The organism is Achromobacter sp., assembly GCF_049647645.1.
Taxonomy (GTDB): domain Bacteria; phylum Pseudomonadota; class Gammaproteobacteria; order Burkholderiales; family Burkholderiaceae_B; genus Achromobacter.
Map to the genome: position 1 here is coordinate 1 of NZ_JBARYB010000168.1, position 12,062 is coordinate 12,062.

The window sequence follows — 12,062 nt, forward strand, 5'->3', positions numbered from 1 at the left end:
CGCCAGCGCCGTCAGCGGCGCCGGCCCGGTGGCCGCCCGGCCGCTGTGACCGCTCCCGGCGCCAGCCGCCGGGATTCCAAGCCTGCTATTCCTGCTCCGCGAGTTCGGTCACGACCTCGCGCGGCCAGGCCCGCAGGGATTCCAAGTCCAGGAAAGTGAAGTAACCGGACTTCCAGCCCTCGGTATCGATGTGGTAGACGTTGCCCAAGAGCAGCGGCGCCGGTACCGGCGTGTGCCCCGCCACTACCGCCCGCACGCCGCGGATGCCGGTGCGGTCCATCTGCCGCAGGCGGTCGCGCGACCACTGGCAGGCGGCGCTGGTGCGCCGGTAGCGGTCCTGCAGGGCGGATTCCAGCCGCGGCCAGAACAGCACCGGGCAATCGGCGTGCAGCAGCCCCACCGCGCCCTCCAGGGTTTCGACCTCGATGGCGATGGGCAATTGCGCGAAGGCATCGGCGAAAACCTGTTGCCGATCCGAGGACAGGTCCAGGAACCAGCCGCCGCCGTAGCCGCGCCAGTTGCCCACGTCCACCTGTCCCGTGCGCACGTGTCGGATGGCGTAATCCTCGTGATTGCCCTGCACGGCGTAAAACCAGGGCCGGGCCAACCACTCCAGCGCGGCCTCGCTTTCCGGGCCGCGGTCCACCAGGTCGCCGACGGAAAACAGGCGGTCCCTGGACGGATCGAAGCCCAGCTGGTCCAGGCTTTGCTGCAGGCGGGAAAAATGCCCATGCAGGTCGCCCACCGCGAAATCGCGGCCTAGCTCGTTGCGCGGGACTTTGAGAAAACGCTGCTCCATGATGATCCGGGGCTACCACTGGGTTGATGCTTGATCCCTCTTTTTAACCCGCTTTCAAGCCGCCCCGGCCGTCCCCCTTGCCAGGCCATGGTCAAAATTTGGTTACGAGAATCGATATTATTCGCGATAATATCCAGCTTTCTCCAACCCGCGCCTGCAAGGGCCGCGCACCACGCCCCCGCCCTCCCCATGACTGCCGCGTCCACCATCAAAACCTGGTACCTGGTCCATAAGTGGACCAGCCTGGTCTGCACGATCTTCCTGCTCATCATCTGTCTTACCGGTTTGCCCCTGGTGTTCCACCACGAGATCGAACACTGGCTCGACGATGGCAAGCCGCTGTCCGACGTGCCGGCCTCGACCCCGCGCGCCAACCTGGACCAGCTGGTCGACAGCGCCCGCGCCATGTATCCGGGCGAAGTCGTCGACTACCTGTTCTTCGACCCCGACGAGCCGCAAGTCTATGTGGGCATGGCGAAAACGCCCGGCGACGGCCAGGTGTCGGGCCATGCCGTGCGCATGGACGCGCGCACCGGCGACGTGCTGCTGGACGGCCCGCTCTACACGCAGGACAAGTTTTCCTTCATGGGCATCATGCTGGCGCTGCACGTGGACCTGTTCGCGGGGCTGCCCGGCGAGCTATTCCTGGGCTTCATGGGGCTGCTGTTCTGCGTGGCCATCGTTTCCGGCGTGGTGCTCTACGGCCCCTTCATGAAGAAGCTGGAGTTCGGCACCGTGCGCGCCACCCGCTCGACCCGCCTGAAATGGCTGGACCTGCACAATCTGCTGGGCATCGTGACACTGGTCTGGGCCTTCGTGGTGGGCGTCACCGGCGTGATCAACGAGCTGTCCACGCCGTTGTTCCGCCTGTGGCAGTCGACCGAACTGGTGCGCATCCTGGAACCCTACAAGGGCCAGACCGTACCCACCGAACTGGCCTCGGCCCACGCCGCCGCCGATACGGCCCGCCAGGCCCTGCCCGGCAACGAAGTGTCCTTCATCGCCTTCCCCGGCAACGCCTTCGGCAGCCCCCACCACTACATCGCCTGGATGCGCGGCGACACGCCGCTGACCTCCAAGCTCAACACGCCCGTGCTGGTGGACGGCAAGACCGGCGAACTGACCACCGTGGCCAAGATGCCCTGGTACCTGACCGCGCTGGAAGTCTCGCGTCCGCTGCACTTCGGCGACTATGGCGGCCTGCCCTTGAAGATCATCTGGGCGCTGCTGGACGTCATCACGATCGTGGTCCTGGTCAGCGGCCTTTATCTCTGGCTGGCCCGCCGCCGCGCCACCGAGGCGCGCATCGCCGAACTCGTGCGCAAACACCAGGCCGCCGCCATTCCGAAAAGGACTCCCGCATGAGCAAGACTGGCCGTGGTTTCATGTTTGTCTGGGGCGCCCCGATCCTGCTGGGCGTGCTCAGCGTGTTCGGCTTGCTGGCCGCGCTGCTGGGCACGGGAGGCTGGCACTGGGCGTCCTGGACCGCCCTGGCCATCCTGCTGGCGGTGATCGCACGTTATTGGGTGTTTCCGCTGAAGCCGTAGCGCGCGCGGCGCGCCAGGCGCCGCCCGCGCTCAATACGGCTACTTGCCGAACACTTCCGGGTCCGGGCCCAGGCGTCCGCCTTCCTTGATGCCGTCGATGGCGGCCATGTCCGCCGCCGACAGCTCGAAGTCGAAGACGTCGATATTCTCGCGGATGCGGGCCGGCGTCACCGACTTCGGAATCACGATCAGATCGTTCTGCAGGTGCCAGCGCAGCGTCACCTGGGCGGCCGATTTGCCGTGTTTCCTAGCCAGTTCCAGAATGACCTTGTCCTTGGCCACGCCGCCCTGGGCCAGGGGGCTCCATGACTCCGTCGCGATGCCATGCCTGGCGTGGAAGTCCCGCAGCGCGCGCTGGGTAAAGCCGGGGTGCAGCTCGACCTGGTTCACCGCCGGCGTCACGCCGGACGCGTCCATCAGCCGTTCCAGGTTGGCCTGGGTGAAATTGGACACGCCGATCGAACGCGCGCGGCCGTCTTCCTTCATTTCGATCATGGCCTTCCAGGCATCCACGAACTTCGCGCTGCCAGCCACGGGCCAATGGATCAGGTACAGATCCACATAGGCCAGGCCCAGCTTTTCCAGGCTCTCGTCCATGGCTTTGTGGGCCTCGTCGTAGCCGTGCCTGTCGTTCCAGAGCTTGGTCGTGACATACAGATCCTTGCGCGCCACGCCGGCCGCGCGCAGGCCCTCGCCCACGCCAGCCTCGTTGCCATAGATGGCCGCGGTGTCCACCGAGCGGTAGCCGGCCGCCAGCGCCTCTTTCACGCTTGCGGCCGCCTGATCGTTCGGCACCTGCCAGACGCCCAGGCCCAGCTGGGGAATCTTGCTGCCGTCGTTCAATTTCACTGCGGGTACTTTCGCCATAAGACCCTCCGTAGCTTGCGACGCGACGTCCGCGCGGCGAATATGCGCCGGGTCGCGCAACCAAGGGGCAGCCAGGCTTCATCCTTGGTTGAGACAGTAAAGAACGGGCCCGCCAGGCTGCGCCCGAGTCACCATGCCGGATTGAAAACCCCCGGGAGAGGTCTACACATCCCAGGGGCCGTGAGGCCGATAATACCCCCACAGCCGCCCATTCCTTGAATGCCCCCCGCCAAAGCAGCCATTTCCGCCCCTGCCGCGGCCCCGCGGCAGAAATGCCGCCCGTAGCCGATAATGCGCTTCCGACGGCCCGCCGGCCCATGCATAACCCTCCCGGCCCTGACCATGAACGCTCCTGACACGCGGCCCGAGCGCCGCGGCGGTTTCTCCACCCTGCGCACCCTCTTTCCCTACCTCTGGCCGCCCGGCGAAACCGGCCTGAAGACGCGCGTGGTCGCGGCCCTGCTATGCCTGTTCGCGGCCAAGGCGGCCACGGTCTATGTCCCCCTGCTGTACAAGCAGGCCATCGACGAGCTGGGCAAGGGTGCGCCGGGCGCCGTCACGGTGCCGCTGGGCCTGATCCTGGCCTACGGCACCGCCCGGGTGCTGTCGCTGCTGTTCTCGGAACTGCGCGACGCCATCTTCGCCCGGGTCGGGCAGCACGCCATCCGCGCGGTCGGCCTGCAAGTCTTTCGCCACTTGCACGCGTTGTCGCTGCGCTTTCACCTGACGCGCCAGACCGGCGGCCTGAACCGCGCCATCGAACGCGGCACCAAGGGCATCCAGACGCTGCTGTCGTTCCTGCTCTTCAGCATCCTGCCGACCTTCTTCGAAATCGGGCTGGTCTGCCTGGTGCTGTGGAAGATGTTCGACATCTGGCTGGCACTGGCCACCGGCGCCACCGTCACGCTGTACATGGCCTACACGCTGCTCGTCACCGAATGGCGCGCCAAGTTCCGGCGCCAGATGAACGAGACCGACTCCGAGGCCAACACCAAGGCCATCGAAAGCCTGCTGAACTACGAGACGGTCAAGTACTTCGGCAATGAGGAACACGAAGCCCGCCGCTACGACGCCTCGCTGACCCGCTACGAGCGCGCCGCCGTGCGCAGCCAGGTCAGCCTGTCCGTCCTCAACGTCGGCCAGGCCGCCATCATCTCGGTGGGCCTCACCCTGGTCATGTGGATGGCCGCCAGCGGCATCGCCGAGGGCCGCTACACGCTGGGGGATTTCGTCCTGGTCAACACTTACCTGCTGCAGCTGTACCAGCCGCTGAGCTTCTTCGGCTTCGTTTACCGCGAGATCAAGCAGGCCATCATCGACATGGAGCGCATGTTCGAACTGCTGGGACAGGACCGCGAAGTGGCCGACCGGCCTGATGCCCAGCCCTTGCGCGTGACGGGCGGCGAGGTGGAGTTCCGCGACGTGCATTTCGGCTACGACACGCGCCGGCCCATCCTGAAAGGCGTCAGCTTCACCATCCCGGCCGGCAGGACCGTGGCCGTCGTCGGCACGTCAGGCGCGGGGAAATCGACCATCGCGCGCCTGCTGTTCCGCTTCTATGACGCCGACGGCGGCGCCATCCTCATCGACGGCCAGGACGTGCGCGAGGTGACGCAAGCCAGCCTGCGGGCCGCCATCGGCGTGGTGCCGCAGGACACCGTACTATTCAACGACACCATCCTCTACAACATCGGCTACGGCCGCCCCGGCGCAACCGAAAGCGAGATCCAGGCGGCCGCGCGCCTGGCGCACATCCACGACCTGATCATGGCCATGCCGGACGGCTATCAGACCATGGTCGGCGAACGCGGACTGAAGCTGTCCGGCGGCGAAAAGCAGCGCGTGGCGATCGCCCGCACCATCCTGAAAAATCCAGCCATCTTCCTGTTCGACGAGGCCACCAGCGCGCTGGACAGCCACACCGAACGTGAAATCCAGGCCAATCTGCGCGAAGTCAGCCAGGGCCGCAGCACCCTCATCATTGCCCACCGCCTGTCGACCGTGGCGGACGCGGACGAGATCATCGTGCTGGGCGAGGGCCGCATCATCGAACGCGGCCGCCACCCGCAGCTGCTGGCGCAAGGCGGCGTCTACGCCAGCATGTGGGCGCGCCAGCAGGAAAGCGCCCAGGCCGGCGCGCCGGATTGACAAGCCCGGCGCCCTGTCCGAACATCGCACCCTTTTGCATTCCAGGCTACCCATGCAGGATCCGAACCCCGCCCCCGCCGTCCGCATCTGTGCCTCCTCCGACCTCGCCAACGGCGGCCTGGGCGTGAAAATCCCCGTGTCCGACGCGGCGGGCCGGACCACCGCCTTCTTCGTGCGCTACCAGGACCGCGTGCACGGTTATCTGAACCGCTGCGCCCACGTCGGCGTGGAACTGGATTGGGAAGGCAGCTTCTTCACCCGCGCCGGCGACCTGATCATGTGCGCGCGCCACGGCGCCACCTACCAGCCGGACACCGGCCTGTGCGTGGGCGGGCCCTGTAAAAATGGCCGCTTGACCGTGCTGGCGGTCGAGGAACGCGACGGCGCGGTCTATTGGCAGCCGGCGGGCAAGATCCGTCCGCTGGAAGACGGGGCCGACGACTAGCCCCCGATGCCCAGCCACCCATTCATCGCCACATAGATGCCCACGGCGATGATTAGCAGGCTGGAAAGATACGGAGCCCGCTGGGCGACCGCGCTAAACCACGGAACACGCTTGTCGACTTGGCGTACGCTTAGCGCCGCCACGGCGCCGACCGTCACCAGCGTGATGGCCAGTCCGATCGAGAAACACAGCACCAGCACCGCTCCGAGCGTGAATTCTTTCAACTGCAGGCACAGCAGGAGTACCGTAATTGCCGCGGGGCAAGGAATGAGCCCGCCGGTCAGGCCAAACAGCGCAATCTGTCCGTTGGTTACGTTCCGGTTGGTGAAGCGCCGCCGGATGTCATTGGCATGCGCAAGCTGGTGGGCGTCCTGATACCCTACGCCCGCGACGTCCAGTCCTCGCAGCGCTTCGTGGCGCTGATCATGCTGGTGTTGATCTGCCTCCGCGAATGCGACGTCATGGCTGTGGGCATGCCCGTGGCCATTGCGATGGTCGTGGTGATGATGGCCGTGATGATGATGCTCGTGGCTTGCGCCATGCTGATCGCGCCAGGTCCGCCAGAACATCCATGCAGCGATCAGCACGATGATCACTCCGGACGCCAGCTGGAAGTATGGTTCCAGTTCCTCCGCAGCGACTCCGCGCCAGAGATACATGCCGCCCAACCCGATACCCCACACAATCAAGGTGTGCGAAATGGTCGCGGTGGTTCCAAGCAGCGCAGCCTGCCACACACTCCCCCTGATCGCCACGATGAACGCCGCCATCATCGTCTTGGAGTGGCCGGGCTCCAGCCCGTGTAGCGCGCCCAGCAGGATGGCGCTGGGAATAAACAGCCAGGCATGCGAAGCACCCCGGGCAATCAAATCGGAAAACGACAGCATGGATGGCGCTCTTAGAGGTACTTGGTGATTTCCTTGAATTCGTCTATCGCGCGCTGTCTGTCCTGGTCCAACTCGCCCACCGCATCCTGCAGGCAATGGTCGATATGGTCTTGGATGAGGACCTTCTTGGCCTGGGAAATGGCGCGCTCGACCGCATGCAGCTGCTGGGCCAATTCAAGGCAGGGACGATGTTCTTCCATCATTGTCAGGATGCTGCGCAAATGGCCTTCAGCTCGCTTGAGGCGCTTGGCGACGGCATCGTGATGATGATGAGGATCGGGTTTATTCATGGCGTCATCATATCCCCCCCAGGGGGATATGATTAAGGAAACCATGTCGCCGATCAGGAAAAGGAGATACCGGTTTGTAGCGATATCTACATGATTGCAGAGATAGCGATGCTTTCATATTCTGCATACCATGGATACGCCACTTGCCTCCTCTTGGCTGCTGCTTATCGTCAGCCTGCCCACCGACGGCGCCACGGCGCGAATGCGCATCTGGCGCAAGCTCAAGGCGTTGGGGTGCGCAGCCTTGCGCGACGGCGCCTATCTGCTGCCGGCGCACGCCGAGCAGGCGCTCCAACTGACCGATCTGGCCGCCGAAACAAGCGAAGAAGGCGGTCAGGCTTGGCTGCTGCGGGTCCAGGCCCAGGACAACGACGAGTCCACCTCGTTCCGGGCCCTGTTCGACCGTTCGGCCGACTACGATGCCTGGCTGGCGGAACTGGCCCAGGCGCGCCAGACGCTGGCTGAGTTGAAGGCGACGGAGCTCAACCGTCTGTTGCGCCGCTACGAACGCAGCTACCAGGCATTGCGCCGCATTGATTTCTTCCCGGGTGAAACGTCGCTGCGCGCGCAGGCGCAGCAGCGCGATTTCGCCAATGCCATCGAATCCCTCCTGTCGCCCGGCGAACCCCACGCATCGATGGGCGGCATAGCCCGCCGCGATCCCATGAACCATCGGGGACGCATCTGGGCGACCCGACGCCATCTCTGGGTTGATCGCGTTGCCTGTGCTTGGCTGATCCGGCGCTTCATTGACCCTTCCGCGCGCTTTCTATGGCTGGAAACCCCGGCCGACTGCCCGGCCGACGCCCTGGGATTCGATTTCGACGGCGCCACATTCACGCACGTCGGCGATCGGGTGTCGTTCGAGGTCCTGCTTGCCAGTTTCGGCCTGGAGGACAATCGCGGCCTCGCGCTGTTGGGAACGCTGGTACATGCGCTCGACGTGGGTGGTGCCACGGTGCCGGAAGCCGCAGGCTTTGAAGCCATCCTGGCCGGCGCTCGCAAACGCCTGCCCGACGACGATGCCTTGCTGCTCGAAGCCGGCACCGTACTGGATTCCCTGTACGCCCATTTCTCCGGTGGGCGTAGGACCTGACTGTCCTCTGTTCAAGAGCGCAACCATGAATCCCTCCCAAGCATCCGCCCGCGACAATGCGGCAACGCTTGTCGCCCAACCAGCCTATACCCTCTGGCAACTAGTCCGGTATTTCATCCGGCTAGGGACCATGGGTTTTGGGGGGCCGGTTGCCCTGGCCGGTTATATGCGCCGCGATCTGGTGGAGGGCAGAGGCTGGATCACCGACGGCGACTACAAGGAAGGTTTGGCGCTCGCCCAGCTCGCGCCAGGTCCTCTGGCCGCGCAGCTCGCCATTTACCTCGGCTACGTGCATTACCGCATTCTGGGCGCCACGCTGGTGGGGATCGCCTTCGTCCTGCCGTCGTTCTTCATGGTCGTCGCCCTGGGGTGGGCATATATGCGTTTTGGCGGCTTGGCCTGGATGCAAGCCGTGTTCTACGGCGTGAGCGCTGCGGTGATCGGCATCATTGCCATCAGCGGCTTCAAGCTGACTGCCAAGAGCGTCGGCAAGGACAAGCTGTTGTGGGCCATCTATCTGACGCTGGCGGTCGTCACTGTCATTGCCGAATCCGAAATAGCCTGGCTGTTTCTGGCGGCAGGTCTGCTGGTCTGGTTTTGGCGCGCGCCGCCCAGATGGCTGAAGTCCGGTCATCTGTCGGCAGTAGCAACGGTATCCGTGCCAGCGGGGGCTACGCTGAGCACGCTGGACTGGCCGTTGCTCTGGCAGATCGGATTGTTCTTCGCCAAGGCGGGAGCTTTCGTCTTCGGCTCCGGGCTGGCCATCGTGCCGTTTCTCTATGGCAGCGTGGTTACCGACTTCCACTGGCTCAATGACAAACAGTTCGTCGATGCCGTAGCGGTAGCCATGATCACGCCAGGACCCGTTGTAATCACGGTCGGCTTCATCGGCTACCTGGTCGCGGGCTTGCCCGGAGCCTGTGTGGCGGCCTTGGCTACCTTTCTGCCTTGTTATCTGTTCACCATCATCCCGGCGCCGTACTTCAAGAAGTACGGAAAACTGCCCGGCATTCTCGCCTTCGTCGATGGCGTGACGGCCGCTGCGATCGGCGCCATCGTGGGCGCAGTCATCGTTATCGCCCGGCGCACGATCGTCGATGTGCCGACATTGCTGTTGGCAATGGCTGCAGTGCTATTGCTGCTGTGCTTCAAAAAACTGTCCGAGCCGATGATTGTTGCTGGCGCGGCGATGATCGGCTTGGCGGTTTATCCGCTGCTGCATTAAGTGCTTTTCCAGGAGTTCATCATGCAATGGATCACTCGTGAACGGCCCAAGATCGACCGCATCGCCTGCCCATGGCTAATCGCCCGGTTTATCGACGAAACGCCAGATTTTCTCTACGTGCCGGCGGGGGATGTGCTACGCCTCGCCAAGGAAACCGCCGCCATTCCCTACGACATTCCTGGCGTGGAGCTTTCGCACATTGGAGAGCTGTGCAGCTTTGACGCTTTCCTCGAAAAGTACAGGCTGGCGGACAATCCGGCGCTGCAGCAAATGGCCATAATCGTTCGCGGCGCCGACACTTCGCGCCTGGACCTGACCCCGCAGTCAGGCGGACTGTACGCACTGTCGCTGGGCTTGTCGCACTTGTACGCCAACGACCACGTCATGCTTGGCCATGGCATGGTCATGTACGACGCTCTCTATGCCTGGTGCCAGTCGTGCCAAGGAGAAACGCACCGCTGGCCACCGCTCATGCCGATGGCATAAGAGGCGATCCCCGCTGAACTACTGCATCTTTGCGGAGACTCTCATGCAAAGCATATCCGTTCCTGAGTTGACGCTCTGGCGCAATGCCGGATTTCCCCATACGTTGATCGATGTACGACGCAAACTCAGGCTCAAGGAGGATGGCGTTGCGATCGCCAACAGCCAATGGCTCGACCCCGCTTTGTGGCTGGAATGGAAGGACACAGTACCCGCCGCGCAACCCGCCATCATCTATTGCGCCCATGGCCACGAGCTAAGCCAGGGACTATCTGCCGCCCTTCGGGCGATGGGCATCGACGCCAGGTATCTGCTCGGCGGAATAGAAGCCTGGCGCTCTGTCGGGCAGAGTGTGGAACCCATCAAGGAGTAACTTGCGACGCAATCAGGCCAGGTCTTCGATTCTCATGACTCCGCGTTCCCACCGCCAATGCACATCGGCACTTGAAGCAGCACGCCTCGGCCGCGCCCTTGCGCGCTCAAGCCCGCGCCACCGCGGCCTCAGCCGGCGCCTGCCGTTCCGCGTAGCGGCGCGCCAGCACCGCGCAGACCATCAGCTGCATCTGGTGGAAGACCATCAGCGGCAGCACCACCACCCCCATCTGCGAAGTGCCGAACAGCACGGTGGCCAGCGGAATCCCGGAGGCCAACGACTTCTTTGAGCCGCAGAAGACCAGCGTGATCTCGTTTTCCTTCGACAGCCCCAGTTTGCGGCTGCCCCAGGTAGTGACCAGCAGCACCGTGCCCAGCAGCAAGGCGTTCACCAGCACCATGGAGGCCAGGTCTATCGCCGGGAACGCGTGCCAGATGCCCTGCACCACTGCCTCGCTGAAGGCGGTGTAGACGGCCAGCAGGATGGAGCTGCGGTCCACTTTCGATAGCGTGCGGTTGTTGCGCTGGGCCCAGGCGCCGATCCAGGGACGCAGCAGGCTGCCCACCGCGAACGGTAGCAGCAGCTGCAGCAGAATGCGGCCGGCATCGGCCAGCCCGTGGCCCCCACCCTGGCGGTGCAGCAGCACCGCCACCAGCAGCGGCGTCAGCACCGTACCCAGCAGGTTCGATGCCGTCGCCGCGCAGATCGCGCCCGGCACGTTGCCGCGCGCCATCGAGGTGAAGGCGATCGACGACTGCACGGTGGAAGACAGGGTGCAGACGAACAGCACGCCCAGCCACAGCGACGGCGTCAACAGGCCGGGAAACAGCGCCCGCAGTCCCAGGCCCAGCGCCGGAAAAAGCAAAAAGGTGCAGGCCAGGATCAGCGCATGCAGGCGCACGTCCTTCACGCCCGCCACGATGGCGTCCGTGGACAGGCGCGCGCCATGCAGGAAGAACAGCAGCGAAATGGCGATGTTGCTGGCCACGGTCATGAACGCCGCGCCTTGGCCCACGGCCGGGAAGAAGCTGGCGAAGACCACCGTGGCGATCAGGATGAGCGTGAATTGGTCGGGCAGGAAGCGGCGCATGGCAGGGAATTTCGTACAGGTTGCGGAAAACTTTCGTACAGGTTGCGGAAAACTATAGGCGCGCCTCTTGCCATCGTGAAGGCCACTGGGTACTTTAACTGTCATCGGAAACTTCTATTACCAGGCCGCGATGCTCAATCCCCTGTGGCTCAAGACCTTCACTGCCGCCGCCGCCGCGCCCAGCTTCACCGAAACCGCCCGGCGGCTGGGCCTGACCCAGCCCACGGTCAGCGAGCACATCCGCCAGCTGGAACAGGCCCTGAACCGCCGCCTGTTCCAGCGCGACACGCATTCTCTGGCGCTCACCAGCGACGGCCGCAGCCTGCTGGTGCATGCGCAGATCATCCTGGACGCGCACGAGCGGGCCGAGCGCCTGTTCGACGCGCCGCGCCTGCGCGGACGCGTGCGCCTGGGCACCTCGGACGACCTGGCGATGGGTCCCCTGCCCGACGTGCTGGCCGTTTTCCGGCTGGCCCACCCCGAGGTGGAACTGGACCTGACCATCGGCGTCACCAGCGAGCTCTACAAGCTGCTGGACGACAACGGCCTGGACGTCATGATAGGCAAGCGCCGCAAGGGCGACCGCCGCGGCCAGACCCTGCACAAGGAGGCCCTGCTGTGGCAGGCCAAGGAAGGCCTGCGCGTGGCGCCCGGCGAGCCGCTGCCGCTGATCCTGCTGCGCGAACCCAGCGTGACGCGCGCCCTGGCGCTGGACGCGCTGGCGCGCGCCGGCCGCAGCTGGCAGATCGTATGCACCAGCACCAGCTACGCGGGCTGCCAGGCGGCCGCCCGCGCCGGCCTGGGTATCACGG

Annotated in this window: 14 protein-coding genes; 9 read left to right on the plus strand and 5 right to left on the minus strand. The window is 64.8% G+C overall.

Annotation, left to right across the window (positions count from 1 at the left end):
- Positions 1-85 precede the first annotated feature (85 nt).
- Entirely contained in the window at positions 86-799 is a 714-nt protein-coding gene (locus WBB14_RS19800) for a metallophosphoesterase (protein ID WP_424241340.1), read from the minus strand.
- 189 nt (positions 800-988) lie between these two features.
- Here WBB14_RS19800 and WBB14_RS19805 point away from each other — a divergent pair, with 189 nt between their 5' ends.
- Positions 989-2,164: a PepSY-associated TM helix domain-containing protein gene (locus WBB14_RS19805; protein ID WP_424241341.1), complete on the plus strand. Its 1,176-nt coding sequence runs from the start codon at positions 989-991 to the stop codon at positions 2,162-2,164.
- Positions 2,161-2,346, plus strand: coding sequence for a hypothetical protein (locus WBB14_RS19810; protein WP_424241342.1), 186 nt, complete (start codon positions 2,161-2,163; stop codon positions 2,344-2,346). The genes WBB14_RS19805 and WBB14_RS19810 overlap by 4 nt, the downstream gene beginning before the upstream one ends.
- A 39-nt stretch (positions 2,347-2,385) precedes the next feature.
- Here WBB14_RS19810 and WBB14_RS19815 read toward each other — a convergent pair whose 3' ends face one another.
- The gene (locus tag WBB14_RS19815; protein WP_424241343.1) at positions 2,386-3,213 is read right to left on the minus strand and encodes an aldo/keto reductase; all 828 of its coding nucleotides are present in this window, start codon (positions 3,211-3,213) and stop codon (positions 2,386-2,388) included.
- A 342-nt stretch (positions 3,214-3,555) separates the two neighbouring features.
- Between WBB14_RS19815 and WBB14_RS19820 the strand changes: the two genes are divergently transcribed.
- Both WBB14_RS19820 and WBB14_RS19825 read left to right on the plus strand, forming a co-directional pair.
- Complete coding sequence (locus tag WBB14_RS19820) at positions 3,556-5,361, plus strand: ABCB family ABC transporter ATP-binding protein/permease (RefSeq protein ID WP_424241344.1); 1,806 nt, start codon at positions 3,556-3,558, stop codon at positions 5,359-5,361.
- A 52-nt stretch (positions 5,362-5,413) separates the two neighbouring features.
- Positions 5,414-5,806, plus strand: a complete 393-nt coding sequence (locus tag WBB14_RS19825; protein WP_424241345.1) for a Rieske (2Fe-2S) protein — start codon at positions 5,414-5,416, stop codon at positions 5,804-5,806.
- On the opposite strand, the gene WBB14_RS19830 is transcribed toward WBB14_RS19825, so the two are convergent.
- The gene (locus WBB14_RS19830; protein ID WP_424241346.1) at positions 5,803-6,693 is read right to left on the minus strand and encodes a nickel/cobalt efflux transporter; all 891 of its coding nucleotides are present in this window, start codon (positions 6,691-6,693) and stop codon (positions 5,803-5,805) included. The genes WBB14_RS19825 and WBB14_RS19830 overlap by 4 nt on opposite strands.
- An 11-nt stretch (positions 6,694-6,704) precedes the next feature.
- A complete protein-coding gene (locus WBB14_RS19835) occupies positions 6,705-6,983 on the minus strand; it encodes a metal-sensing transcriptional repressor (RefSeq protein ID WP_424241347.1) in 279 nt (92 codons plus the stop codon).
- A gap of 130 nt (positions 6,984-7,113) precedes the next feature.
- On the opposite strand from WBB14_RS19835, the gene WBB14_RS19840 reads away from it, so the two are divergent.
- The 4 genes from WBB14_RS19840 to WBB14_RS19855 are packed head-to-tail and all read left to right on the plus strand — an operon-like array spanning position 7,114 to position 10,160.
- The gene (locus WBB14_RS19840) at positions 7,114-8,079 is read left to right on the plus strand and encodes a chromate resistance protein ChrB domain-containing protein (protein WP_424241348.1); all 966 of its coding nucleotides are present in this window, start codon (positions 7,114-7,116) and stop codon (positions 8,077-8,079) included.
- A gap of 25 nt (positions 8,080-8,104) precedes the next feature.
- Positions 8,105-9,304, plus strand: a complete 1,200-nt coding sequence (locus WBB14_RS19845) for a chromate transporter (RefSeq protein WP_424241349.1) — start codon at positions 8,105-8,107, stop codon at positions 9,302-9,304.
- A 21-nt stretch (positions 9,305-9,325) separates the two neighbouring features.
- Positions 9,326-9,790 (plus strand): chromate resistance protein ChrB domain-containing protein, encoded by a 465-nt coding sequence (locus tag WBB14_RS19850; protein WP_424241350.1) that lies wholly within the window; start codon positions 9,326-9,328, stop codon positions 9,788-9,790.
- 43 nt (positions 9,791-9,833) lie between these two features.
- The gene (locus WBB14_RS19855; protein WP_424241351.1) at positions 9,834-10,160 is read left to right on the plus strand and encodes a rhodanese-like domain-containing protein; all 327 of its coding nucleotides are present in this window, start codon (positions 9,834-9,836) and stop codon (positions 10,158-10,160) included.
- Between the two features lie 106 nt (positions 10,161-10,266).
- Here WBB14_RS19855 and WBB14_RS19860 read toward each other — a convergent pair whose 3' ends face one another.
- Positions 10,267-11,250, minus strand: a complete 984-nt coding sequence (locus WBB14_RS19860; RefSeq protein WP_424241352.1) for a bile acid:sodium symporter family protein — start codon at positions 11,248-11,250, stop codon at positions 10,267-10,269.
- A gap of 130 nt (positions 11,251-11,380) precedes the next feature.
- Here WBB14_RS19860 and WBB14_RS19865 point away from each other — a divergent pair.
- Positions 11,381-12,062, plus strand: a 682-nt coding sequence (locus WBB14_RS19865) for a LysR family transcriptional regulator (RefSeq protein ID WP_424241353.1), incomplete at its 3' end; no start/stop codon positions are given.

What these genes read in the sequence shown, in the direction of transcription:
- WBB14_RS19800 (WP_424241340.1), bottom strand. Translation starts at nt 799, where the DNA reads ATGGAGCAGCGTTTTCTCAAAGTCCCGCGCAACGAGCTAGGCCGCGAT.
- WBB14_RS19805 (WP_424241341.1), top strand. Translation starts at nt 989, where the DNA reads ATGACTGCCGCGTCCACCATCAAAACCTGGTACCTGGTCCATAAGTGG.
- WBB14_RS19810 (WP_424241342.1), top strand. Translation starts at nt 2,161, where the DNA reads ATGAGCAAGACTGGCCGTGGTTTCATGTTTGTCTGGGGCGCCCCGATC.
- WBB14_RS19815 (WP_424241343.1), bottom strand. Translation starts at nt 3,213, where the DNA reads ATGGCGAAAGTACCCGCAGTGAAATTGAACGACGGCAGCAAGATTCCC.
- WBB14_RS19820 (WP_424241344.1), top strand. Translation starts at nt 3,556, where the DNA reads ATGAACGCTCCTGACACGCGGCCCGAGCGCCGCGGCGGTTTCTCCACC.
- WBB14_RS19825 (WP_424241345.1), top strand. Translation starts at nt 5,414, where the DNA reads ATGCAGGATCCGAACCCCGCCCCCGCCGTCCGCATCTGTGCCTCCTCC.
- WBB14_RS19830 (WP_424241346.1), bottom strand. Translation starts at nt 6,693, where the DNA reads ATGCTGTCGTTTTCCGATTTGATTGCCCGGGGTGCTTCGCATGCCTGG.
- WBB14_RS19835 (WP_424241347.1), bottom strand. Translation starts at nt 6,983, where the DNA reads ATGAATAAACCCGATCCTCATCATCATCACGATGCCGTCGCCAAGCGC.
- WBB14_RS19840 (WP_424241348.1), top strand. Translation starts at nt 7,114, where the DNA reads ATGGATACGCCACTTGCCTCCTCTTGGCTGCTGCTTATCGTCAGCCTG.
- WBB14_RS19845 (WP_424241349.1), top strand. Translation starts at nt 8,105, where the DNA reads ATGAATCCCTCCCAAGCATCCGCCCGCGACAATGCGGCAACGCTTGTC.
- WBB14_RS19850 (WP_424241350.1), top strand. Translation starts at nt 9,326, where the DNA reads ATGCAATGGATCACTCGTGAACGGCCCAAGATCGACCGCATCGCCTGC.
- WBB14_RS19855 (WP_424241351.1), top strand. Translation starts at nt 9,834, where the DNA reads ATGCAAAGCATATCCGTTCCTGAGTTGACGCTCTGGCGCAATGCCGGA.
- WBB14_RS19860 (WP_424241352.1), bottom strand. Translation starts at nt 11,250, where the DNA reads ATGCGCCGCTTCCTGCCCGACCAATTCACGCTCATCCTGATCGCCACG.